Annotated in this window: 19 protein-coding genes and 1 pseudogene; 17 read left to right on the top strand and 3 right to left on the bottom strand. The window is 74.4% G+C overall.

The annotated features are described in order from the left end of the window. The first annotated feature begins 41 nt into the window (after positions 1 to 41). Positions 42 to 1,463 carry an acyltransferase family protein gene (locus ACFU74_RS14975; protein ID WP_380756467.1) on the top strand — a complete coding sequence of 474 codons (1,422 nt, stop codon included), beginning with the start codon at positions 42 to 44 and terminating at the stop codon, positions 1,461 to 1,463. On the opposite strand, the gene manA is transcribed toward ACFU74_RS14975, so the two are convergent. Next, on the bottom strand, positions 1,453 to 2,652 hold the full coding sequence (gene manA / locus ACFU74_RS14970; RefSeq protein ID WP_380756464.1) for a mannose-6-phosphate isomerase, class I: 1,200 nt from the start codon (positions 2,650 to 2,652) through the stop codon (positions 1,453 to 1,455). The two genes, ACFU74_RS14975 and manA, sit on opposite strands and share 11 nt — an antisense overlap. A gap of 324 nt (positions 2,653 to 2,976) precedes the next feature. Between manA and ACFU74_RS14965 the strand changes: the two genes are divergently transcribed. From ACFU74_RS14965 to ACFU74_RS14910, 12 genes and pseudogenes are all read left to right on the top strand, one after another. Continuing rightward, positions 2,977 to 3,738 carry a polyprenol monophosphomannose synthase gene (locus ACFU74_RS14965; RefSeq protein WP_380756462.1) on the top strand — a complete coding sequence of 254 codons (762 nt, stop codon included), beginning with the start codon at positions 2,977 to 2,979 and terminating at the stop codon, positions 3,736 to 3,738. A 146-nt stretch (positions 3,739 to 3,884) separates the two neighbouring features. Beyond that, positions 3,885 to 4,943: an MBL fold metallo-hydrolase gene (locus ACFU74_RS14960; RefSeq protein WP_380756460.1), complete on the top strand. Its 1,059-nt coding sequence runs from the start codon at positions 3,885 to 3,887 to the stop codon at positions 4,941 to 4,943. Between the two features lie 23 nt (positions 4,944 to 4,966). Further along, positions 4,967 to 5,554 (top strand): molybdenum cofactor guanylyltransferase, encoded by a 588-nt coding sequence (locus ACFU74_RS14955; RefSeq protein ID WP_380756458.1) that lies wholly within the window; start codon positions 4,967 to 4,969, stop codon positions 5,552 to 5,554. Between the two features lie 127 nt (positions 5,555 to 5,681). Continuing rightward, a pseudogene (locus ACFU74_RS14950) lies at positions 5,682 to 5,939 on the top strand (DUF6457 domain-containing protein); the annotation flags it as partial. A 5-nt stretch (positions 5,940 to 5,944) separates the two neighbouring features. Continuing rightward, positions 5,945 to 7,135: a molybdopterin molybdotransferase MoeA gene (locus tag ACFU74_RS14945; RefSeq protein ID WP_380756456.1), complete on the top strand. Its 1,191-nt coding sequence runs from the start codon at positions 5,945 to 5,947 to the stop codon at positions 7,133 to 7,135. A 23-nt stretch (positions 7,136 to 7,158) separates the two neighbouring features. Beyond that, positions 7,159 to 8,202: a potassium channel family protein gene (locus ACFU74_RS14940; RefSeq protein WP_380756494.1), complete on the top strand. Its 1,044-nt coding sequence runs from the start codon at positions 7,159 to 7,161 to the stop codon at positions 8,200 to 8,202. A gap of 10 nt (positions 8,203 to 8,212) precedes the next feature. Beyond that, positions 8,213 to 8,776, top strand: a complete 564-nt coding sequence (locus ACFU74_RS14935; protein ID WP_380756454.1) for a YbaK/EbsC family protein — start codon at positions 8,213 to 8,215, stop codon at positions 8,774 to 8,776. Between the two features lie 51 nt (positions 8,777 to 8,827). Then, on the top strand, positions 8,828 to 9,805 hold the full coding sequence (locus ACFU74_RS14930) for an NAD(P)H-quinone oxidoreductase (protein WP_380756452.1): 978 nt from the start codon (positions 8,828 to 8,830) through the stop codon (positions 9,803 to 9,805). Between the two features lie 140 nt (positions 9,806 to 9,945). Further along, positions 9,946 to 10,761: a hypothetical protein gene (locus tag ACFU74_RS14925; protein ID WP_380756450.1), complete on the top strand. Its 816-nt coding sequence runs from the start codon at positions 9,946 to 9,948 to the stop codon at positions 10,759 to 10,761. 170 nt (positions 10,762 to 10,931) lie between these two features. Next, on the top strand, positions 10,932 to 11,546 hold the full coding sequence (locus ACFU74_RS14920; protein WP_380756448.1) for a bacterial proteasome activator family protein: 615 nt from the start codon (positions 10,932 to 10,934) through the stop codon (positions 11,544 to 11,546). 288 nt (positions 11,547 to 11,834) lie between these two features. Then, positions 11,835 to 13,238: a protein kinase gene (locus ACFU74_RS14915; protein WP_380756446.1), complete on the top strand. Its 1,404-nt coding sequence runs from the start codon at positions 11,835 to 11,837 to the stop codon at positions 13,236 to 13,238. A gap of 110 nt (positions 13,239 to 13,348) precedes the next feature. Then, a complete protein-coding gene (locus ACFU74_RS14910) occupies positions 13,349 to 15,172 on the top strand; it encodes a protein kinase (protein ID WP_380756444.1) in 1,824 nt (607 codons plus the stop codon). Positions 15,173 to 15,181: 9 nt separating this feature from the next. Here ACFU74_RS14910 and ACFU74_RS14905 read toward each other — a convergent pair whose 3' ends face one another. Both ACFU74_RS14905 and ACFU74_RS14900 read right to left on the bottom strand, forming a co-directional pair. Beyond that, positions 15,182 to 16,270 (bottom strand): phosphotransferase enzyme family protein, encoded by a 1,089-nt coding sequence (locus ACFU74_RS14905; protein ID WP_380756442.1) that lies wholly within the window; start codon positions 16,268 to 16,270, stop codon positions 15,182 to 15,184. Between the two features lie 62 nt (positions 16,271 to 16,332). Next, positions 16,333 to 16,995, bottom strand: coding sequence for a response regulator (locus ACFU74_RS14900; RefSeq protein ID WP_380756440.1), 663 nt, complete (start codon positions 16,993 to 16,995; stop codon positions 16,333 to 16,335). A gap of 380 nt (positions 16,996 to 17,375) precedes the next feature. Here ACFU74_RS14900 and pdhA point away from each other — a divergent pair, with 380 nt between their 5' ends. The 4 genes from pdhA to ACFU74_RS14880 all read left to right on the top strand — a co-directional run bounded on the left by pdhA (position 17,376) and on the right by ACFU74_RS14880 (position 22,349). Continuing rightward, positions 17,376 to 18,530, top strand: coding sequence for a pyruvate dehydrogenase (acetyl-transferring) E1 component subunit alpha (pdhA, locus tag ACFU74_RS14895; RefSeq protein WP_380756437.1), 1,155 nt, complete (start codon positions 17,376 to 17,378; stop codon positions 18,528 to 18,530). Next, complete coding sequence (locus tag ACFU74_RS14890) at positions 18,530 to 19,504, top strand: alpha-ketoacid dehydrogenase subunit beta (protein WP_380756435.1); 975 nt, start codon at positions 18,530 to 18,532, stop codon at positions 19,502 to 19,504. The genes pdhA and ACFU74_RS14890 overlap by 1 nt, the downstream gene beginning before the upstream one ends. 15 nt (positions 19,505 to 19,519) lie before the next feature. Next, positions 19,520 to 20,926, top strand: a complete 1,407-nt coding sequence (locus ACFU74_RS14885; RefSeq protein WP_380756433.1) for a dihydrolipoamide acetyltransferase family protein — start codon at positions 19,520 to 19,522, stop codon at positions 20,924 to 20,926. A 262-nt stretch (positions 20,927 to 21,188) separates the two neighbouring features. Then, the gene (locus ACFU74_RS14880) at positions 21,189 to 22,349 is read left to right on the top strand and encodes an alkaline phosphatase PhoX (protein WP_380756431.1); all 1,161 of its coding nucleotides are present in this window, start codon (positions 21,189 to 21,191) and stop codon (positions 22,347 to 22,349) included. Positions 22,350 to 22,379: the final 30 nt, after the last annotated feature.

The following is a 22,379-nucleotide window of genomic DNA, read 5'->3' as shown; positions in this document are numbered from 1 at the left end:
GTTTGTGGTGCGGACCGGGTGGGCGGCTAGGGTCCGCACCTGTGAGGATACGGAGAACACGCCCCGCAGCGGGCGACAAGGGCACGGCGCTCCGGGCGGCAGCCGGGAGCAGACTGGGCTGGCTCGACGCGCTGCGCGGCATCGCCGCGCTGATGGTGGCCCTTCACCACTTCGAACTTGTCAACATCCTGCCGTCCCCGCTGGGCGGGCAGATCTGGTGGCACTTCGACTTCGGGCTCTACGGGGTCATGCTGTTCTTCATCGTGAGCGGCTACATCATCCCGGCCTCGCTCGAACGGCGCGGTGACGTCAGGGCGTTCTGGATCGGCCGGATCTTCCGGATCTATCCGGCGCTGATCCTCGGGATCGCGGTCTCGATGCTGATCCTGCCCGCGGACGACGGCTCGGTGACGATCTTCCGTACCGGCCACAACCTGATCGCCCTGATCGCCAACGGGACGATGCTCCAGGACTTCCTGGGCGTGTACAACGGCCTGGCCGTGACCTGGACCCTCTGCTACGAGATGGTCTTCTACTTCGTGGTCACCGCGCTGTTCACCGTCAACTGGCACCGCAGGAGCGGTGCGATCGCGGTCGGCCTCGCCGCGGTGGCGCTGGTCTTCGGCACCTCGATCGCCAGCGCGCAGCTCACCGGGGGCATCGGCGAGATCCGCAACCTCGTCGCGGCGTCCGGCCTGATCGTGGTGATGGGCCTGGCCTGCATGCTCAGCGGCAACGCGATGCTGGCCCGCACCGGTGCGCTCCTGCTGGCCGGCCTCGGTCTCGTCCTGGTGCTCCTCAACAGCCGGGCGCCCGCCTACGAGACCTGGATGATCTTCGCCACGATGTTCGCCGGAACCGTGGTCTACCGGGCCCAGCACCGGCAGATGGAGCGCCTCCCGGCCTGGTTCTGCATCGGCTTCGTGATCGTCGCGGGCGCGGCCGTCGGGTGGATGTACAACAAGGACGGCATGGAGAACAACACCTGGACCGCGAGCTGGATCGCCTGGACCGCCTCGTACCTGGGCGCCTGGCTCACCTTCGGGATCGGGATGGCGCTGCGCGAGCGCAGGTTCCCCAAGGTGCTGACCTGGCTCGGCGCGATCAGCTTCTCGGTCTACCTCCTGCACAACCCGATCCTGCACACCATCCGGCCCATCCTGGGCGTGCCCCCGCTGCCGACCGACACCCTCGGCAAGGTGCTCTGGACCGCGGAGTTCCTCGGTGCCACGGTGCTGGCGAGCTACCTGCTGTACCGGCTGGTCGAGATCCCGTTCCAGAAGCTGGGCCGCCGGGTGACCAAGGCGGTGGACGCCCGCTGGCCCGCGCAGCGGCTCGCGGCGGCGGGCGGGACGCCGGGCACGGCGGTCCCGTCCGACCGCGCGGCCGCTCCGGCGCCGGAACCGGCCCCCGAGGCCGAGCCCGAGCCGGCGGCGCCCGGGGGCGCCGGCGTCAGAGGGTGACGGTCGCCCGGAAGACGGTGGCGGCGGTGCCGCTCAGCACGGTCGCCGCACCGGAGGCGGCGAGGTAGGCCGACTCGCCGCGCAGCAGGTCCAGGACGGAGCCGTCCGCCGAGGTCAGGCGGACGGCTCCGGCGGTACAGAGCAGGATCTGCGGGGCGTCGCCGCCGACCGTCCGCTCCCGGCCGTCCAGGACGAACCGGGAGAGCCGGAACTCGTCGATCGGCACGGGGTACAGCTCCTCGCCGGGCGTCCCCCCGACCGCGACCGGCAGCAGCGGGGACGGCGAGCAGGAGGCGAACTCGACCACCTTGAGCAGTTCCGGCACGTCGATGTGCTTGGGGGTGAGCCCGGCCCGCAGCACGTTGTCCGAGTTGGCCTGGAGCTCGACGCAGACGCCGTGCAGATACGCGTGCGGGACGCCGGCGCCCAGGTAGAGCGCCTCGCCGGCGCGCAGCAGGACGTGGTTGAGCAGCAGTCCGGCGATCAGCCCGACGTCCCCGGGGAAGTCCCGGGCGATCCGGGTGTACGGCGCGTACGGCCCGTCCGGGTCGTCGGCGGCGGCCTTGCCGACCGCCTCGGCGGTGTCCCGGACCGCCTCCGCGGCAGCCGGTCCCGACAGCGTGAGGACGGCGGCCAGCGCGCCGCTGAGCGCCTCGGACTCGTCCTCGGCGCCCAGCAGGGCGATCACCGGCGCCAGCGCGGGCACCCCGAGACCGGCCAGCAGCGCGGCCGCGTCGGCGGGCCGGCGGAAGCCGCAGAGGCCGTCGAAGTCGCCGAGCGCGCAGATGAGTTCGGGCTTGTGGTTGGCGTCCCGGTAGTTCCGGTGCGGGGCGTCCAGCGGGATCCCCAGGGCGTTCTCGGCGGCGAACCCGGCGCGGGCCTGGTCGAGCGAGGGGTGGGCCTGGATGGAGATCGGGATGCCCGGGGCGAGGACCTTGAGCAGGAACGGCAGGGTGGGGCCGAACCGGGCCACCGAGGCGGCGCCCAGCTCGCCCGCCGGGTCGGCGGCGATCAGCTCGTCCAGCCGGCGCGGCCCGTCGCCCCGGTCCGCCCGGGAGGGGTCGCCGGGGTGGGCGCCCATCCACAGCTCGGCCTGCGGTTCGCCGGTCGGCTCCTGCCCGAGCAGCTCGGGGAGCGCGGTGACCGAACCCCAGGCGTACGGGCGGACGGTGTTGACGAGCTTGTCCATGGGCGCGGTCCTGCTCCTTGCTGCAGTGGCTGGTGGGCCTCGCCGCCGTCGGGCGGCCGCGGGCGGGGGCGGACGGATTCGGGCATCCGGGCAAAGGTCGGGCATCGACCCTAGCCGACCCGCACCTCCCCGGGGGAAACGGCGGGCGCGGGCCGGGAGTGCCTCGGGAGGAGGGTCGGCCCGAGGACGCGGTAGTAGGATGCCAGGACCCAGTGTTTTCCACGGTGTCGTCCGGGCCGGCGGGGTGTCGGCCGGGACTGTGTCTTCCGATGAGTGCGGGCAATGGTGACCGGCACGTCCCGCCACCGGCCGAGAGGTTAGTACGTGACCGTCAACCAGCAGGGTTTTGCCGATCTCGGCCGGGTGCTGGTGATCATCCCCACCTACAACGAGGCGGAGAACGTCGAGCGCATCGTCGGCCGGGTGCGCGCCGCCGTCCCCGAGGTGCACGTCCTCGTCGCCGACGACAACAGCCCGGACGGGACCGGCGAGCTGGCCGACAAGCTGGCCGCCGAGGACCCCCAGGTGCACGTGATGCACCGCAAGGGCAAGGAGGGGCTGGGCGCCGCCTACCTGGCCGGCTTCCGCTGGGGCATCGACGAGGGCTACGACGTGCTCGTCGAGATGGACGCCGACGGCTCCCACCGCCCCGAGGAACTGGACCGGCTGCTCACCGCGCTGCGCGGCGCCGACCTGGTGCTGGGTTCGCGCTGGGTCCCCGGCGGCCGGGTGGTGAACTGGCCGAAGTCCCGGCTGCTGCTCTCGCGCGGCGGCTCGACCTACTCGCGGCTGATGCTGGGCGTGCCGATCCGGGACGTCACCGGCGGCTACCGGGCGTTCCGCAAGGAGACCCTGCTCGGCCTCGGCATGGACCAGGTCGCCTCGGCCGGCTACTGCTTCCAGGTCGACCTGGCCTGGCGGACGGTGAAGGCCGGCTTCAAGGTCGCCGAGGTGCCGATCACCTTCGTCGAGCGGGAGCTGGGCGCGTCCAAGATGAGCCGGAACATCGTCGTCGAGGCGCTCTGGCGGGTCACCTCCTGGGGCGTCGCCGACCGCTTCGCCAGGCTGACCGGCCGCAAGGGCTGAGCCGGGGGGCCGACCTCCGCCGCGGAGGTCACCATCCGGACACGTGATCGGGAAGGCGCGCCCCCGCCGGGCGCGCCTCCCGCGTTTTCCGCACGCCGTGCTCCCATGCTGTAGGGCGCGAGCCGCCGAACCAGAGGGAGCAGCCAGTGACGTCGTCCCCGTCCGAGGAGTCCGAGGAGAACGCCGGCGCGGACCCGGTCGACGCGGCGTCCGCCGCCGGGGCGCCGGTCCGGCCGCTGGAGATCGACGTCTTCACCGGCCCCGAGTCGGCCTTCTTCGCCACCTCCACGCTGATCCTCGGCGAGCAGACGGCGATCCTGGTCGACGCCCAGCTCACCCGCAGCGCCGGCCGCGAGCTGGCCGAGTGGGTGGCGGGCAAGGGCCGCCGCCTGCTCGCCATCGTGATCACCCACCAGCACCCCGACCACTACTTCGGCGCCGAGGAGGTGCTGCGGCTCTTCCCCGAGGCGCGGCTGCTGGCCGCCCCGCCGGTCGTCGACGGCATCCTGCGCACCGCCGCCGCGAAGGTGGCCCAGTGGAAGCCGGTGTTCGGCGACGACATCCCGGACCACCCGCTGGTCCCGGCGCCGCTGCTGCCCCAGCCGCTGATGGTCGACCGGCAGGTGATCCCGGTGCTGCTGCTCGGGCAGGGCGACTGCGGCGGCTCCACGGTGGTGCACGTGCCCAGCATCCGCACCGTGGTGGCCGGCGACTTCGCGTACAACGGCACCCACGTCTGGACCGCCGACACCACGCCGGAACAGCGCACCGAGTGGGTCCGCAACCTGGGCCGGATCGGTGAGCTCGGCGCGGAGCGGGTGATCGCCGGGCACCGGGCGCCCGACCAGGGCGACGACGCGGACCGGGTGCTGGCGTTCACCGGGGAGTACCTGCAGGACTTCGACCGGCTGCTGGCCGAGCACCCGGACGACGCGGAGGCGCTGGTGGCGGCGGTGAACCAGCGGTACGGGGAGCTGACCCTGCCGGTCGTGCTGGAGCTGAGCGCCGCCGCCAACACGGCCGCCCCGGCCGTCGAGGGCGCCGACGGGGAGCCGGACGCCGAAGCCGAGCCGGGAACTGTCCCCGAGCCCGGCGGGCCGGACGATTCCGAGGAGCCCGAGGAGCCCGAGGAACCCGAGGAGCCCGACGACGCGGACGGTGCGGATGCCGGGCCGGAGCCCGGGAAGGACGGGGCCGCCGGCTGAGCCCGCCGACGGATACTGGCGGCATGACGCCCTACGACGTGATCGTCCCGGCCGGGGGCGCCGCCCGGCGGCTCGGCGGGGCCGACAAGCCCGGCCTGACCGTCGGTGGGACCACCCTGCTGGACCGGGTGCTCGCCGCCTGCGCGGACGCCCGGACCACGGTGGTGGTCGGCCCGCCCCGCCCCACCGCCCGCCCCGGGATCCGGTGGACCCGCGAGCGCCCGCCCGGTGGCGGCCCGGTGGCGGCCGTCGCCGCCGGCCTCGCCGAGGTGACCGCCGACCTGGTCCTGCTGTTCGCCGCCGACCTGCCGTTCCTGGACCGGCGGACCGTCCACCGGCTGGTCGCCGCCCTCGACGCGGCCGGACCGGACACCGCGGCGGCCGTCCTGGTCGACTCCGCCGGCCGGGACCAGCCGCTCGCCGCCGCCTACCGCACCGCCGCCCTGCGCGCCGCCCTGGCCGCCGCCGGAGACCCCGCCGGGCTGCCGCTGCGCCGGCTGACCGGTGCGCTGCCCACCCTCCGGCTGGCCGACACCGGGGACGCCGGCCGCGACTGCGACACCTGGGAGGACCTGGAGCGGGCCCGCGAGCGCGCCGGGGCCCGGGACTGACCCCGCGTCCGGACCGGCCCGCTCACCGGGCCGGCATCCGGACGTGAGCGAAACGACGCGCGCCGCTCACCGGACAAACATCCCGGGGAAACCGTCGATCGGGCAGCATGTTCGCATGGAGCGCACGCTGGATGACTGGATCGCCGAGGTCCGTGCCGAGCTGGACATCGACCTGGACGTCGATGTCCGCGGCCTGCTCGACCTGGCCCGGGTGGTCGCGCACGGGGTGGACCGGCCGGCCGCCCCGCTGACCGCCTTCCTGATCGGCTACGCCGCCGCGCGGCACGGCGGCGGCCCGGAGGCGGTCGCCGAGGCGTCCCGGCGCACCGCCGCGCTCGCCGAGCGCTGGGCCGCGGCCGGGGCCGACGACCCGGGGCAGCCGTGAGGGTGATGGAGGAACGCGCCGTGCCGGCCCCGGTCCGCCCGGTCGGCTGGGCGGCGGCCCGGGAGACCGCCCGCCGGGCCGGCCGTCCCGCGCTGCCGCCGCTGAGCCTGCCGCTGGACGACGCGCTCGGCCGCACCCTCGCCGAGCCGCTCACCGCGCTCACCGACCTGCCGGCCTTCGACACTTCGGCGATGGACGGCTGGGCGGTCGCCGGCCCCGGCCCCTGGCAGGTGACCGGCCGGCTGCTCGCCGGGCGCCCCGCCGCCGGCCCGCTGGCCGACGGCTCCGCCGTCGAGATCGCCACCGGCGCCCAACTGCCGCCCGGCGCCACCGCCGTGCTCCGCCGTGAGCACGGCGAGCCGTGCGGGCCGCTGCTGTCCGAGCGCGCCCCCGGCGCGCTGACCGCCGGCCAGGACGTCCGGCCGCGCGGCCAGGAGTGCCGGCGCGGCGAGCTGCTGCTGCCGGCCGGCACCCCGGTCGGTCCGGCGGTGCTCGGGCTGGCCGCCGCCTGCGGCCACGACCGGTTGGCCGTCCGCCGCGCCCCGGTGGTGGAGGTGCTGGTGCTCGGCGACGAACTGCTCGGCTCCGGTCTGCCCCGGCCCGGCCTGGTCCGGGACGCGCTCGGTCCGCTGCTGCCGCCGTGGCTGCGCGCGGCCGGCGCCGAGACCGGTGACCCGCGCGCCGTCCGCGACGACGCCGGGCTGCTCCGGGACGCCCTGCGGGACTCCGCCGCCGACGTGCTGGTCACCACCGGCGGGACGGCGGCCGGCCCGGTGGACTTCCTGCACCGGGCGCTCGCCGAGTGCGGTGCCCGACTGCTGGTGGACGGCGTCGCCGTCCGCCCCGGCCACCCGATGGTGCTGGCCGGACTCCCCGGCGGGCGGTTCCTGGTCGGCCTGCCCGGCAACCCGCTGGCCGCCGTCGCCGGCACGGTGACGCTCGCCCTGCCGCTGCTGCACGCGCTGGCCGGGCGGAGCGCCGGCGAGCCGGTGCTGGCCGCCGCCGTCGATCCGCTGCCGGGACACCCGGTGGACACCCGGCTGCTGCCGGTCCGCCGGACCGCCCGCGGCGTGGTCCACCTCCCGTACGACGGGCCGGCGATGCTCCGCGGCCTGGCCCTGGCCGAGGCGCTCGCGGTGGTGCCGCCGGGCGGCGCGGCGGCCGGTGACGAGATCGAACTGCTGGAGGCCCCGTGAGTGTCCGACGCGTCCGCGAGCGGCTGGCCGGGCCGGTCACGCCCGGCACCGAGCCCTGGGCCGACTCCGGGATCGTGCTGCCCGCCCGCCGTACCGCCCCCGCGGTGCGGCAGGTCGGCTCCCGGCTGCTGCTGGCGCTGGGCGTCCTGCTGGCCACCACGGTGATCGTCTGGCTGGACCGGGAGGGCTACAACGACAACGCCGGCGGCGGGCTGAGCTTCCTGGACTCGGCGTACTACGCCACCGTGACGCTCTCCACCACCGGGTACGGCGACATCACCCCGTTCAGCGACAGCGCCCGGCTCACCAACATCTTCGTGGTCACCCCGCTGCGGGTGATCTTCCTGATCATCCTGGTCGGCACCACCCTCGAAGTGCTCACCGAACGCACCCGTCAGCAGTGGCGGTTGAACCGCTGGAGGTCCACCGTGCGCGAGCACACCGTCGTGATCGGCTTCGGCACCAAGGGCCGCAGCGCCATCGACACCCTGCTCGGGCAGGGCGTGCGCAAGGACGAGATCGTGGTGGTCGACCCGCAGCGCAAGGTGATCGACCAGGCCGCCCAGCAGGGCCTGGTGGGCGTGGTCGGCGACGCCACCCGGACCGACACGCTGCTGCGCGCCGGACTGCCCACCGCCGCCCGGGTGGTGGTCGCGCCGGAGCGGGACGACACCGCCGCGCTGATCACCCTGACCGCCCGCCAGCTGACCCGCTCGGCGACCATCGTCGCGGCGGTGCGGGAGGACGAGAACGCCCCGCTGCTGCGGCAGAGCGGCGCCGACGTGGTGGTCACCAGCTCCAGTTCGGCGGGCCGGCTGCTGGGCATGTCGATGCTCAGCCCGCACGCCGGCGCGGTGATGGAGGACCTGCTCACCTACGGCAACGGCCTGGACGTGGTCGAGCGCCCGATCACCCGGGCCGAGGCAGGGCACAACCCGCGCGAACTCGACGACGTGGTGGTGGCGGTGGTGCGCGGCCGGCGGGTGATCAACTACACCGAGGCGGAGGCGCAGACGCTCCAGCTCACCGACCGGGTGATCGTCATCAAGTCCGCCGAGGGGGCGTAGGGTTCCCGTCATGACCGGTCAACCGCAGCTCCCGTTCGGCACGTTCGACTTCGCCGCCCCCGCGCTGGAGGTGGTGGACCGGCTGGCCGTCCCGGTGGCGGAGGCGCTGAAGAACTGGGACGACCGGGAGGCCGCCCGGTCCGTGCTGTACGTCGAGACCGATCCGGAGAAGGCCGACACCGCCGTCTTCTGCGAGACCTACGACGTGCCGCTGGAGGCTTCGGCGAACTGCGTGGTGGTCGCCGCCAAGCGCGGCGGGGAGGCCACCCTGGCCGCCTGCCTGGCGCTGGCGACCACCCGGGTCGACGTCAACCGGACGGTCCGCAGGCACCTGGAGGCCCGCAAGGCCTCGTTCGCGCCGATGGACACCGCCGTCGAGGCGACCGGCATGGAGTACGGCGGCATCACCCCGGTCGGCCTGCCGGCCGGCTGGCCGCTGCTGGTCGACGAGGCGGTGGCCGCGGCCCCGTTCGTCCTGGTCGGCAGCGGGCGGCGGCGGGGCAAGCTGATCCTGCCGGGCCGGGCGGTGGCCGCGCTGCCCGGCGCCGTGGCGCTGCCCGACCTGGCCGGCTGACGGGGCGGGTCGCCCGCCCGTCGGGCCGTCGGAGCGCAGTAGCGTCGGGCCATGCATGCGATGACGATTCCTGAACCCGGCGGGCCCGAGGCACTGGTCTGGGCCGAGGTGCCGGACCCGGTGCCCGGGGAGGGCGAGGTCCTGGTCGAGGTGGCGGCCACCGCCGTCAACCGCGCCGACCTGTTGCAGCGGCAGGGCTTCTACGACCCGCCGCCCGGCAGCCCCCGCTACCCCGGTCTGGAGTGCGCGGGCCGGATCGCCGCGCTGGGCCCCGGGGTGTCCGGCTGGGCGGTCGGCGACGAGGTCTGCGCGCTGCTGGTCGGCGGCGGCTACGCGGAGCGGGTCGCGGTGCCGGTCGGCCAGCTGCTCCCGGTGCCGCCGGGGCTGACCCCGGAGCAGGCCGCCGCGCTGCCCGAGGTGGCCTGCACGGTGTGGTCCAACGTCTTCCTCACCGCGCATCTGCGGCCGGGCGAGACGGTGCTGGTGCACGGCGGCGCCAGCGGCATCGGGACGATGGCGATCCAGCTGGCCAAGGCGGTCGGCGCCCGGGTGGCGGTGACGGCGGGCGGGCCGGAGAAGCTGGCCCGCTGCGCGGAACTGGGCGCCGACGTGCTGATCGACTACCGCGCGCAGGACTTCGTCGAGGTGCTCGGGGAGGCCACCGGCGGCGCCGGGGCGGACGTGATCCTCGACATCATGGGTGCCGAGTACCTCCAGCGGAACGTGGACGCGCTGGCGGTCAACGGGCGGCTGGTGATCATCGGGCTGCAGGGCGGGGTGAGCGGCGAGCTGAACCTCAACACCCTGCTGCGCAAGCGCGGCGCGGTGATCGCGACCAATCTGCGCGGGCGGCCGCTGGCCGAGAAGGCGGCGATCGTGGCGGCGGTGCGCGAGCACGTCTGGCCGCTGGTCGCCTCCGGGGTGGTGAAGCCGGTGGTCGACCGGGTGCTGCCGCTGACCGAGGCCGCCGAGGCGCACCGGGTGCTGGAGGCCGGGGCACAGGTCGGCAAGGTGGTGCTGCGGGCCTGAGCCCGCCCGGCGGGCGGCGGCGGGGTGCCGGTCCGGACCATCCGACATGCCTGGAATGTCGGACTGTGTGACGCTGGACGGGAGCTGTCCCGCCGCCGACCCCGCCCCGCGCGGTCGGCCGTCGCGGAAGGACCTCGACCGTGTTCGCACCTTCGTCCGCGTTCCTCGGGCCGCTGCCCGCAGCACCGCCGCCGCCGTCCTCCCGCCGTGCCGAGTGGCGTGCACGGCTGCTGGTGGTGGCGGCGCTCGGTCTCGCCGTTCCGCTGGCCGTCGGCCCGGCGGCGGCGGTGGCCGCGCCGACCGGGCCGGCCGGGCGGCCGTCCGCCTCGCCGTCCGTGGGGGCCTCCCCGGAGGCACCGGCGCAGGCGCCTGCGGAGGCGCCTGCGGAGGCCTCCGTGGAGGCGTCCCCTCCCCCCGGGGCCTCCGCCGAGGACTCGGCGACCGCCGGTACGGACACCGCGGCCACCAAGTCCACCGAGACCAGTACGTCCAGTACGTCCACCACGTCCAGCACCGTCGGCGCTTCCGCGCTGGTGCCGGCCGGTGCGCCCGACCGGCAGCGGGCCGGGCACCTGCGCCCCGGCGTCCCCTGGGCCGAGTGGGAGCAGCGCCGGCAGCGGCACCACCCGGCCTCCGCCCCCGAGCGCACCCAGCGGGCACCCGAGCAGTCGCCCGAGCGGGCCCCCGAGCGGCCCGCCGAGCAGGCGCCGGAGCGGCCCGCCGGTACCGCGGCCGAGCCCGCCGCGGACACCCCGGCCCCGGCCGAGCCCGCCGACGGCACCGGGAGCGAGACGCTGGCGCTCGGCCGGCCCGGGCAGCCGACCGTGGCGGTGGGCCCGGTCGTACTGCCCACCCGGTGGGACGACGCCTCCACCCGCCAGCTCCCGCTCGGCGCCGGCCTCGGCCTGATCGGCTTCGGGCTGGGCCTGATCGGCCTGCGGCTGCGGCGCGGCTGACCGCGCGCCCGCCGAGCCGCCCCGCCGAGCCGCCCTGCCGAACTCCGTCCCGGTACCCGGGCGGACTGAGTATCCGTACGGATACCGCCGCCCGCTCCCGGGGCGTAGCGTCGTGCCCGGGTGGCCGGGGGCCTCCACCCGGGCAACCCCAGTGAGGGAGAATGTGGTTCATGACGAATCCGATGAACGAGCGCTCGTCGCAGGAGTTCCACCAGGCCATGGGCGGGCAGCCGCAGGACGGCCAGAAGGTGCTGATCGTCGGACCGGACGGGCTGCCGGTGGGCCAGGGAACGGTCGGCATGGGCATGGGCGGGGGCGACGACGGGGACGGCCCGCGCGAGCTGCCGGTGACCGAGATGGTCGAGCAGCCCGCCAAGGTCATGCGGATCGGCAGCATGATCAAGCAGCTGCTGGAGGAGGTCAGGGCGGCCCCCCTCGACGAGGCCAGCCGGGCCCGGCTGAAGGACATCCACGCCAGCTCGATCAAGGAGCTGGAGCTCGGCCTGGCCCCCGAGCTGGTCGCCGAGCTGGAGCGGCTGTCGCTGCCGTTCACCGAGGACTCGATCCCGACCGAGGCCGAGCTGCGGATCGCGCAGGCGCAGCTGGTGGGCTGGCTGGAGGGGCTGTTCCACGGCATCCAGACGGCGCTGTTCGCCCAGCAGATGGCGGCGCGGGCGCAGCTGGAGCAGATGCGGCGGGCGCTGCCGCCCGGCCTGCACGGCGGGGAGCCGGAGGGCGACGAGCCGGGCGAGGGCCGCGGCATCCGCTCCGGCCCGTACCTGTAGGCCGTACCCGTACCTCCACGGTCCCGCCGGGACCGTGGGGCACCGGGCGCGACGGGGCGTCCCGGTGCCGCACGCACTACCGGCCGGTACCGGGTCGCGACCTGGACACAGTGTCGGCCCTGGACCGGTCGGTGTCGTCGCGAGCCGATACCCTGGGCCCCTGTCGAGGGCCGGGCGAACGCCACGACAGGGGCCGGGCAGGCCAGCGGGCCGGGCCCGCACACGCACGGACGAGACCGAACGTCACGGTCGCGGCGGCAGGGCCGCACCGAGGGGGAGCAGAGGACCATGAGCGAGCACGGCAACGCGGCGGTCGAGGGCTACTCCCTGGGCAACGGGCGGTACGTGCTGCAGCGGGTGCTGGGCGAAGGCGGCATGGCCTCGGTGCACCTCGCGTACGACAGCGTGCTGGACCGGTCGGTGGCGCTCAAGAGCATGCACGCCGAGCTGGGCCGGGACGCCTCGTTCAAGGAGCGCTTCCGCCGCGAGGCGCAGGCCGTGGCCAAGCTGGAGCACGGCAACATCGTCCGCGTCTACGACAGCGGCGAGGACGTCGCGCCCGACGGCTCCAGCACGCCGTACATCGTGATGGAGCTGATCGACGGCAAGGGCCTGCGGGACGCGATCAACGAGGCGGCCGCCCAGCACGGCGCGATGTCGGCCGAGGAGGCGCTGCGCGTCACCGTCGGCGTGCTGAACGCGCTGGAGGCCTCCCACGACCGCGGTCTGGTGCACCGCGACATCAAGCCCGGCAACGTCATGTTCGACCGCAAGGGCGTCGTCAAGGTCATGGACTTCGGCATCGCCCGCGCGCTGGAGACCGGGGTCACCTCGATGACCCAGACCGGCATGGTGGTCGGCACCCCGCAGTACCTCTCGCCCGAGCAGGCGCTGGGCAAGCCGGTGGACGCCCGCTCCGACCTCTACTCGGTCGGCGTGATGCTCTTCGAGATGCTCACCGGGCAGCTGGTCTTCGACGGCGACTCGGCCTTCTCGATCGCGTACAAGCACGTCCAGGAGGAGCCGCCGGCGCCGTCCACGCTCAACCCGCGGATCAGCCCGGCGGTCGACGAGTTCGTGGCCACGGCGCTGCGCAAGGACCCGGCGCACCGCTTCGCGAGCGCGGCGGCGATGCGCGACGAGGCGGAGCGGCTGATCGGCGCGGCCAAGGGCGGCGGCAGCCCGCTGGCGGCCAGCAACCCGCTGGTGATCACCGACGGGCCGCGTTCGGTGCACGCGGCGCCGCAGGCCCCGCAGACGCCGCAGCCGTTCCCGCAGCCGCAGCCCTTCCAGACGCCGCAGGCCTTCCAGGCGCCGCAGACCCCGCAGCCGTTCGCCGCGCCGCAGCCGCAGCCGTTCCAGACCCCGCCCCCGGCCTTCCAGGCCCCGCACACCCCCCAGCCGCAGTTCCTGCACCAGCAGGGGCCGCAGCAGGCGCACACCCCGCCGCCGCACCCGATGCCGGCGCCGCCGTTCCAGCCGGCCCCGGCGTCCAACAGCGGCGGCTGCTCGACCGCGCTGGTGATCATCGGCATCATCGTCGGCGTGATCGTGCTGGCGGTCATCATCATCGCGATCGTGGTCAACCGGGCCGAGCGGGACACGACCTCCGACACCAACTCGCGCGTCTCGGGCGAGATCGCCACGGTGCTGCACCTGGACGGTCCGGCCGACCGGAATGGCCTGCTCTGACGCGTTCCGTCCGGATCGCGCCTGCTACAGGCGTCGGCCGGAGACGGTAGCGTTCGGGGACACGAGCGACAGGGCACCGCGATCCGAGCGAAGGCCCGGGGCGAGGAGCGATGGCACAGACGCATCATCCGGACGACGACGGGGCCTGGGCGGCCGGTCCGGCCGGCGGGGCCCCGAGGACGCCCGAGCCCGGGAGCGACGCCGCCACCACCGCGTTCCCGCCGTACGGGGGCCCGGGGCCGCAGACGCCCGGCCGCGGCACCACGGCCCCGCTGGGCACGGTCGGCGACGGCCGCTACCGGCTGACCCACCGGCTCGGCCGGGGCGGCATGGCCGAGGTGCTGGCCGCCCAGGACGTCCGGCTCGGCCGGACCGTGGCGGTGAAGCTGCTCCGCGGCGAACTGGCGCAGGACGAGATCGCCCGGCTGCGCTTCACCAGGGAGGCGCACGCCGTCGCGGCGCTCAACCACCACGCGATCGTCTCGGTGTACGACACCGGCGAGGAGTTCGTCGGCGAGGAGTCGACGCCGTACATCGTGATGGAGCTGGTCGAGGGCCGGACCGTCCGCGAGCTGCTGGTGGACGAGGCGGAGCCGCCGGTCGACCAGGCGCTGATCATCATCGCGGGCGTGCTGGAGGCGCTGTCCTACAGCCACCGGCACGGCATCGTGCACCGTGACATCAAGCCCGCCAACGTGATCATCACCAACAGCGGCGCGGTCAAGGTGATGGACTTCGGCATCGCCCGGGCGCTCACCGGCACGGCCTCGACGATGACCCAGACCGGCATGGTCATGGGCACCCCGCAGTACCTCTCGCCGGAGCAGGCGCTGGGCAAGCCGGTCGACCACCGCTCCGACCTGTACGCGGCCGGCTGCATGCTGTACGAACTGCTGACGCTGCGCCCGCCGTTCACCGGCGACACCCCGCTGTCGGTGGTCTACCAGCACGTGCAGGACAACCCGGTGCCGCCCTCGCAGGCCAATCCGCGGGTGCCGGCCGGGCTGGACCCGCTGGTGCTGCGTTCACTGGCGAAGAACCCGGACGACCGGTTCCAGGACGCCGACGAGTTCCGCGCGCACATCGAGCACGCGCTGCGCGAGCTGACCGGCGGCACCGGCGGCTGGGTCATCGGCGCCCCGGTCGGCGCGGCCGGCGGGCCGGTCCACGGCGGCGGGCTGCCGGCGGTCGGCACGGACGAGACGGCGGTGCTCGGGGCCGGTGTCCCGGGCGACCCGACGGCGGTGCTGCCCTACCAGGTGCCGGGCGGACCGCACACGCCGGCCTCGCCCTACCCGGCGGCCGGCGGGCCGTACGGCGGCGGCGACTCCGGCGACGCGCACGGCGGCGGGCACGGGCGCGGCTCCGGCGGGCGCGGGCCGTGGCGCTGGGTGGCCGGCATCGCGGCGGTGCTCGTCGCGGCCAGTACCGGCATCGCCCTGGCGCTCAGCGGCGGCGGCGACGGCCCCGACCCGAAGACGGGCGACACCAGTCCGTCCGCCGGGGTGGTGTCGACGGCGCCGGAGACCACCGCGCCCAGCTCCGGTACGACCACGGCCCCGGGTCCGACCTCCCAGAGCCCCCGGCGTACGCAGCAGCCGACGGACAACAACAACAACGGCGGCGGCGGCAACCAGAACCAGCAGCCGACCCAGCAGACCGGCAAGCACAACACCCCGAGCCCGACGGCGCCGCCGACCACGGCCGACAGCAAGCCGCCGACGCCGTCCACGACGACGACCGGGTCGGCCACCGCCCCTCCGACCACGGCCCCGACCACGGGGACGGGCGGCGGCGCGACGACGGCCCCGGCCACGCAGCCGGCGACCAACCCGCCGCCGACGGGCGGGAGCACGCCGCCGCCGGCCGGCGGCGGGAGCGGGACCACGCCCAAGCCGACGCAGCCGGCGGCCGGTGGTACCTCGACGCCCTGACCCGTCGGGTCAGTTGGCGAAGGCGTCCAGGACCTGCTCGTACTCCTGGCACCACCACGCCAACTGGCCCGCCGAGGCGGGGTAGAGCGGGTCGGCCCGGTGGTCGGCCCGCTGGTAGCGCCACTGGAGCATCCAGAAGTCGTTCAGCCGCTCCCACCAGACCCGGTGCGCGGCGGCGGCCAGGTGCTCGGCGGTGGCGGCGCCGGTGGCCCGGTAGGACTGCGACCAGTGCCGGACCCGGACGAGGTCGAGCACCCCGGTGACGCGGTCGTTGAACAGCAGGGTGGCCGCGCGGACGGCCTCCTCGGCGCGCGGCTGCGGCCCGAGCTTGTCCCAGTCCAGGACGGCCGCGACCGCCTCGCCCCGGTGCAGCAGGTTGAGCCCGTGGAAGTCGCCGTGGGTCCAGCCGGTGGGCGGGGCGGCCTGCGGGAGCGGGCGGCGGTGGGCGTGCTCGGCGAGCAGGTCCAGCCGTTCGGTCAGCCGGCGCTCGACCAGGGCGTCCAGCTCGCCGTGCGGTTGGTGCTCGCGGGCCCGGCGGCGCAGCTCGCGGGCGAGTACGGAGCTGTCGATCGGGTCGGCGCTGCGGTAGCCGGAGGGTTGTGCGACCGGCGCGCAGACCTCGTCGAGCGCGCCGTGCAGCCGGCCGAGCAGCGTGCCCAGTTCGGCGCACCTCGGCGGGGCCAGCTCGGTGCCGTGCCGGTGCCGGCCCTCCACCCAGGGGAAGAGCGCGAACAGCCGGCCGCCGAACGCGGCGATGGTGCCGGACCGCCCGGAGAGGGGCAGCGGGGGAGCGACGGGCAGGCCCAGGGCGGCCAGCGCGGCCATCGCGCGGTGGTGGGCGGCGACGGCCTCGCGGCCGGCGGTCGCGGCGTCGACGTAGCACTTCAGGAAGTACCCGCCGGCCTCGGTGGTGACCCGGTAGCCGCGGTTCAGCAGGCCTTCGGCGACGGGTTCGGCGGTGAGCAGGCGTCCCACCCGGTAGCGGCGCAGGACCTCGGCGAGCGCGGCGTGGGGGACGGGCGGGCTGAGGGTTCCTATCGGGGGGGCGGTGAGGTCGGGACGGGCTGGTGCGAGGGCAAGGGTCTGGCTGAAAGTCACAGCCAGAGGTTAGGACCTCTCGGCGGGGGTCCTTGACAGCTCGTCAGTTCTGTGCATCCGCCCTATCCGTGCTGGTGGTCCGCCTGGTGCCGGGCGACGAAGGCGGCCGCCTGGGTGCGGCGCTCCATCCCCATCTTCGAGAGCAGACTGGAGACGTAGTTCTTCACCGTCTTTTCGGCGAGGTGCAGCTCGTTGCCGATCTGACGATTGGTCATCCCTTCGCCGATGAGGTCCAGGATGCGGCGCTCCTGCTTGGTGAGCTGGGAGAGCCGTTCGTCCTCCTTCTCGCCGCCGTCCCGCAGCCGGGCCAGCACCCGGCTGGTGGCGACCGGGTCGAGCAGCGAGCGCCCGGCCGCGACGTCCCGGACCGCGGTGATCAGGTCGGTGCCGCGGATCGCCTTCAGCACGTAGCCGGAGGCGCCCGCCATGATCGAGTCGAACAGCGCCTCGTCGTCCGAGAACGAGGTCAGCATCAGGCATTTGATCCCCGGCAGCCGGGAGCGGATCTCCCGGCAGACCTCCACCCCGTTGCCGTCCGGCAGCCGGACGTCCAGGACCGCGACATCGGGGCCGACGGCCGGGATCCTGGTCAGCGCCTCGGCGGCGGTGCCGGCCTCCCCGACCACCTCGATGTCGTCCTCGACCGAGAGCAGTTCATGGACGCCCCGGCGGACCACCTCGTGGTCGTCGAGGAGGAATACCCTGATTTGTCCCTTATCAGTCACGCGCAAAGCCTCCCATATCACCCTACGAAAGACCTCTCGCCCGCACCGGACCGGGGTCACGATCCGGCCAGAGCGGTGGAAACCGATGCCGGTAACCCCCTTACGCGGGAGCCTCTGCCCGGATAACGTGCGCAGGTGTCCTGAAGGCGACCGAATTGAGAGCTGCGCCACATAAGCGTTTGTAGGCCCCGAACAAGTAGGACGTCCTAGCGCAGACGCGCCAAGGGCGGACGCTGGGTAACGTTCTCGTGAGGGACGCCGTCGGAACAGGATCACCACCTGCCCCGCAGATGGGAGCGCACACCCACGCGCGCCCCGCGAGGCGGTGACCGGACCGGTCACCGGCGACCCCGGGCGGCCGGACAGACCGAGGAGTGAACGTGACCGTCAAAAGCACGGCGAGGGCTCGCAAGAAGGCGGCCCCCGGCGTCCCTGACACCCTCCGCGCCACGGGTAAGGACGCCCAGCCGGAGCTCGTGCAGCTGCTCACCCCGGAAGGCGAGCGGGTCGAGCACCCGGACTTCCCGCTCACCGTGGAGCCGGACGAGCTTCGAGCCCTCTACCGTGACCTGGTGCTGGTGCGCCGGTTCGACGCGGAGGCCACCTCCCTGCAGCGCCAGGGCGAACTTGGCCTGTGGGCCTCGCTGCTCGGCCAGGAGGCCGCCCAGGTCGGCTCCGGCCGCGCGCTGCGGCCCGGCGACTACGCCTTCCCCACCTACCGCGAGCACGGCGTCGCCTGGTGCCGCGACGTCGACCCGCTGAACCTGCTCGGCATGTTCCGCGGCGTGAACCACGGCGGCTGGGACCCGAACGAGAAGAACTTCCACCTGTACACCATCGTGATCGGCGCGCAGACCCTGCACGCCACCGGCTACGCGATGGGCATCACCAAGGACGGCGCCGACGACGCGGTGATCGCGTACTTCGGCGACGGCGCGTCCAGCCAGGGCGACGTCAACGAGGCCTTCACCTTCGCCTCGGTCTACAACGCCCCGGTGGTGTTCTTCTGCCAGAACAACCAGTGGGCGATCTCCGAGCCCACCACCACCCAGACCCGGATCCCGCTGTACCGCCGCGCCTCCGGCTTCGGCTTCCCCGGCGTACGGGTCGACGGCAACGACGTGCTGGCCTGCCTCGCGGTGACCCGCTGGGCGCTGGAGCACGCCCGCAGCGGCAACGGCCCGGTGCTGGTCGAGGCGTTCACCTACCGGATGGGCGCGCACACCACCTCCGACGACCCGACCCGCTACCGGCTCGCCGAGGAGACCGAGGCCTGGAAGGCCAAGGACCCGATCGCCCGGCTGCGCACCCTCCTGGAGAAGGAGGGCCTGGCCGACGAGGCGTTCTTCGCCTCGGTCGACGCCGAGAGCGAGCGGCTCGGGCTGCGGGTGCGCGAGGGCGTGCGCGGCATGCCGGACCCGGACCCCACCCTGATCTTCGACCACGTCTACGCCGAGCCGCACGCGCTGGTCGATGAGGAACGGGCCGGGTACGTCGAGTACGCGGCCTCCTTCGAGGCGGGGGAGAACCTCTGATGGCCGGTCAGCTCAGCATCGCCAAGGCGCTCAACAGCGCTCTGCGCAAGTCGCTGGAGAGCGACCCGAAGACCGTCCTGATGGGCGAGGACATCGGCAAGCTCGGCGGCGTCTTCCGGATCACCGACGGTCTGCAGAAGGACTTCGGGGAGGACCGGGTGATCGACACCCCGCTCGCCGAGTCCGGCATCGTCGGCACCGCGATCGGCCTCGCGCTGCGCGGCTACCGCCCGGTCGTGGAGATCCAGTTCGACGGCTTCGTCTACCCGGCCTTCGACCAGATCGTCTCCCAGCTGGCCAAGATGCACGCCCGCGCGCTCGGCCACGTCAAGATGCCGGTCACCGTGCGCATCCCCTACGCCGGCGGCATCGGCGCGGTCGAGCACCACAGCGAGTCGCACGAGGCGTACTTCGCGCACACCGCCGGTCTGCGGGTGGTCAGCCCGTCCAACGCGCACGACGCGCACTGGATGCTGCGCCAGGCCATCGAGTCGGACGACCCGGTGATCTTCCTGGAGCCCAAGCGCCGCTACTGGGACAAGGGCGAGGTCGGCGACGCCGCCGACCTGGGCCTGCACGACGCGCGGATCGTGCGCCCCGGCGCCGACGCCACGCTGATCGCCTACGGCCCGATGGTCAAGGTCTGCCTGGAGGCCGCCGCGGCCGCCGAGGAGGACGGCCGCCGGCTGGAGGTCGTCGACCTGCGCTCGCTCACCCCCGTCGACTTCGCCGCCCTGGAGGAGTCCGTGAAGCGGACCGGGCGCGGCATCGTGGTGCACGAGGCACCGGTGTTCCTCGGCATGGGCGCCGAACTGGCCGCCCGGCTCACCGAGCGGTGCTTCTACCACCTGGAGGCGCCGATCCTGCGGGTCGGCGGCTACTACGCGCCGTATCCGCCGTCGCGGGTCGAGGAGGCCTTCCTCCCCGACCTGGACCGCGTGCTCGACGCCGTCGACCGCGCCTTCGCGTACTGATCCAGGGGAGCGATGATGACCACCGAAGTTCGCTCGCTCCGCGAGTTCAAGATGCCCGACGTGGGCGAGGGCCTCACCGAGGCCGAGATCCTCAGCTGGTACGTCAAGCCCGGTGACACCGTCACCGACGGGCAGGTCGTCTGCGAGGTGGAGACCGCCAAGGCCGCCGTGGAGCTGCCGATCCCGTTCAACGGGGTCGTCGAGCAGCTGTTCTTCCCGGAGGGCGCGACGGTCGACGTCGGCACCGCGATCATCTCGGTCGCGGTGGCCGGCGAGGCGGGTGCGCCCGCGGCTCCGGCCGCCGCCCCGGCTCCGGCTGCCGCTGCCGCTCCCGCGGAGGCGGCCGAGCCCGAGCGGCGCGAGGTGCTGGTCGGCTACGGCCCGCGGACCGGCGGCAGCCAGCGCCGGGCCCGGCGCAGTACGGCCGCCGCCCCCGTCGCGGCTCCGGCCCCCGTGCCGGTTGCCGCCCCCGTCGCCGCCCCGGCCCCCGCGCCGGTCGCGGTGGGCGGTGACCGGCCGCTGGCCAAGCCGCCGGTGCGCAAGCTCGCCAAGGACCTCGGGATCGACCTGCGGGCCGTCACCCCGACCGGTCCGGACGGCGTGATCACCCGCGAGGACCTGCACGCCCACGCGGCGGCGGCCGCCCCGGCCCCGGCGGGGGCACCGGTCGTCGAGCAGGCCGTCGAGCCGGCCGCCGCCCCGGTGGCCGTTCCCGGTGCGGGCGACGTCCGGGTGCCGATCAAGGGCGTCCGCAAGGCGACCGCGCAGGCGATGGTGGCCTCGGCCTTCACCGCCCCGCACGTCACCGAGTTCGTCCAGGTCGACGTCACCCGGACGATGAAGTTCGTCCGCCGCCTCAAGGAGAGCGGCGAGCTGGGCCGGGACGTCCGGGTCAGCCCGCTGCTGCTGGTCGCCAAGGCGCTGCTCACCGCGATCAAGCGCAACCCCGGGATCAACGCCCAGTGGGACGAGGCGGCCCAGGAGATCGTCATCAAGGGCCAGGTGAACCTCGGCATCGCCGCGGCCACCCCGCGCGGCCTGATCGTCCCCAACATCAAGGACGCGGGCGCGAAGACCCTCTCCGCCCTGGCCGTCTCGCTCGGCGAGCTGATCGACACCGCCCGGCAGGGGAAGACCGCGCCCGGCGACATGCAGGGCGGAACGGTCACGATCACCAACGTCGGAGTCTTCGGCGTCGACAGCGGCACCCCGATCCTCAACCCCGGTGAGGCGGCCATCCTCGCCTTCGGGGCGGTCCGGGAACTGCCGTGGGTGCACAAGGGCAAGGTCGTCCCGCGCCAGGTCACCACGCTGGCGCTCTCCTTCGACCACCGGCTGGTCGACGGCGAGCTGGGCTCCAAGGTGCTGGCCGACATCGCGGGCATCCTGGAGTACCCGAAGCGCCTGATCACCTGGGGCTGATCCCGGGCGGTCGCGTCACGCACCAAGGGCCCGCCCCGCCGGACGTACCGGTGGGGCGGGCCCTTCCGGTGTCCGCGGCCCCTCTTTCGGTGACACTGCGTGGCCGCACTGTCGGTGGACGGTGAACAGCGCTGTTCCCGGGGGACGGGCGAGCCGTTCACCGCTCGTTGCCGGTACGGCCACCCCCGCTCCCTAGCCTTCGGGCGCGCGTCCCCGCCGTCCGACCGGACGGCGGACCATACGCTTCCCCCTGGGAGTCAGCATGGAACGACGTACCTTCCTGCGCGGCGCCGTCGCCGGTGCCTCGGCCGCGGCCTTCGTCGGCACCCTGACGCAGGGCGCCGCCTACGCGGCCCCCGCGCAGAACGGGCCGGGCCCGTACGGGGCGCTCGGCGCCGCCGACGCCAACGGCATCCAGCTTCCGGCCGGCTTCACCAGCCGGGTCGTCGCCCGCTCCGGCCAGGTGGTCACGGGCACCTCGTACGCCTGGCACAGCGCGCCCGACGGCGGTGCCTGTTTCACCGACGGGACGGGCTGGATCTACGTCTCCAACTCGGAGATCAACCCCTCCGGCGGTGCGAGCGCCCTGCGGTTCAACTCCTCGGGTTCGGTCACCGGCGCGTACCGGATCCTGTCCGGCACCCGGCAGAACTGCGCGGGCGGTGCCACCCCGTGGAACACCTGGCTGTCCTGCGAGGAGGTCAGCCTCGGCTACGTCTACGAGACCGACCCGTTCGGCGTGAACGCCGCCGTCCGCCGTGACGCGATGGGCAAGTTCAAGCACGAGGCGGCCGCCGCCGACCCGGTCCGCCGGGTGGTCTACCTGACCGAGGACGAGAGCGACGGCTGCTTCTACCGGTTCGTCCCGACCACCTGGGGCAACCTGTCCGCCGGCACCTTGCAGGTCCTCAAGGCCGGCACCGCCACCTCCGGCACCTTCACCTGGGCCACCGTCCCCGACCCGGACGGCGCCCCGACCACCACCCGCAACCAGGTCACCGGCGCGAAGCGCTTCAACGGCGGCGAGGGCTGTCACTACGCCAACGACACGGTCTGGTTCACCACCAAGGGCGACAACCGGGTCTGGCAGGTCAACCTGGCCGCCGGCACCTACGAGCTGGCCTACGACGACTCGCTGGTCAGCCCCGGCACCGCGCCGCTGACCGGCGTGGACAACGTCACCGGCTCCACCTTCGGCGACCTGTACGTCGCCGAGGACGGCGGCAACATGGAGATCTGCGTCATCACGCCGGACGACGTCGTCGCGCCCTTCCTGCGGATCACCGGCCAGTCCTCCTCGGAGATCACCGGCCCGGCGTTCTCCCCCGACGGCACCCGCCTGTACTTCTCCAGCCAGCGCGGCACCAGCGGCAGCTCCTCCGGCGGCATCACCTACGAGGTCACCGGTCCGTTCCGCCGCTGACTTGTGAGAAGGGGCCCTGCCGCGCACCGC

The sequence above is a fragment of the Kitasatospora sp. NPDC057500 genome, from assembly GCF_042802195.1.
Taxonomy (GTDB): domain Bacteria; phylum Actinomycetota; class Actinomycetes; order Streptomycetales; family Streptomycetaceae; genus Kitasatospora.
Note: the sequence above shows the minus strand (reverse complement) of the source record. Positions and strands in the feature narration are given on the sequence as shown.

Excerpts from the sequence above, each read along its gene's own strand:
- manA (WP_380756464.1), bottom strand. The coding sequence starts at position 2,652 with ATGGACAAGCTCGTCAACACCGTCCGCCCGTACGCCTGGGGTTCGGTC.
- ACFU74_RS14955 (WP_380756458.1), top strand. The coding sequence starts at position 4,967 with ATGACGCCCTACGACGTGATCGTCCCGGCCGGGGGCGCCGCCCGGCGG.
- ACFU74_RS14945 (WP_380756456.1), top strand. The coding sequence starts at position 5,945 with ATGGAGGAACGCGCCGTGCCGGCCCCGGTCCGCCCGGTCGGCTGGGCG.
- ACFU74_RS14935 (WP_380756454.1), top strand. The coding sequence starts at position 8,213 with ATGACCGGTCAACCGCAGCTCCCGTTCGGCACGTTCGACTTCGCCGCC.
- ACFU74_RS14930 (WP_380756452.1), top strand. The coding sequence starts at position 8,828 with ATGCATGCGATGACGATTCCTGAACCCGGCGGGCCCGAGGCACTGGTC.
- ACFU74_RS14920 (WP_380756448.1), top strand. The coding sequence starts at position 10,932 with ATGACGAATCCGATGAACGAGCGCTCGTCGCAGGAGTTCCACCAGGCC.
- ACFU74_RS14915 (WP_380756446.1), top strand. The coding sequence starts at position 11,835 with ATGAGCGAGCACGGCAACGCGGCGGTCGAGGGCTACTCCCTGGGCAAC.
- ACFU74_RS14910 (WP_380756444.1), top strand. The coding sequence starts at position 13,349 with ATGGCACAGACGCATCATCCGGACGACGACGGGGCCTGGGCGGCCGGT.
- ACFU74_RS14890 (WP_380756435.1), top strand. The coding sequence starts at position 18,530 with ATGGCCGGTCAGCTCAGCATCGCCAAGGCGCTCAACAGCGCTCTGCGC.
- ACFU74_RS14885 (WP_380756433.1), top strand. The coding sequence starts at position 19,520 with ATGACCACCGAAGTTCGCTCGCTCCGCGAGTTCAAGATGCCCGACGTG.
- ACFU74_RS14880 (WP_380756431.1), top strand. The coding sequence starts at position 21,189 with ATGGAACGACGTACCTTCCTGCGCGGCGCCGTCGCCGGTGCCTCGGCC.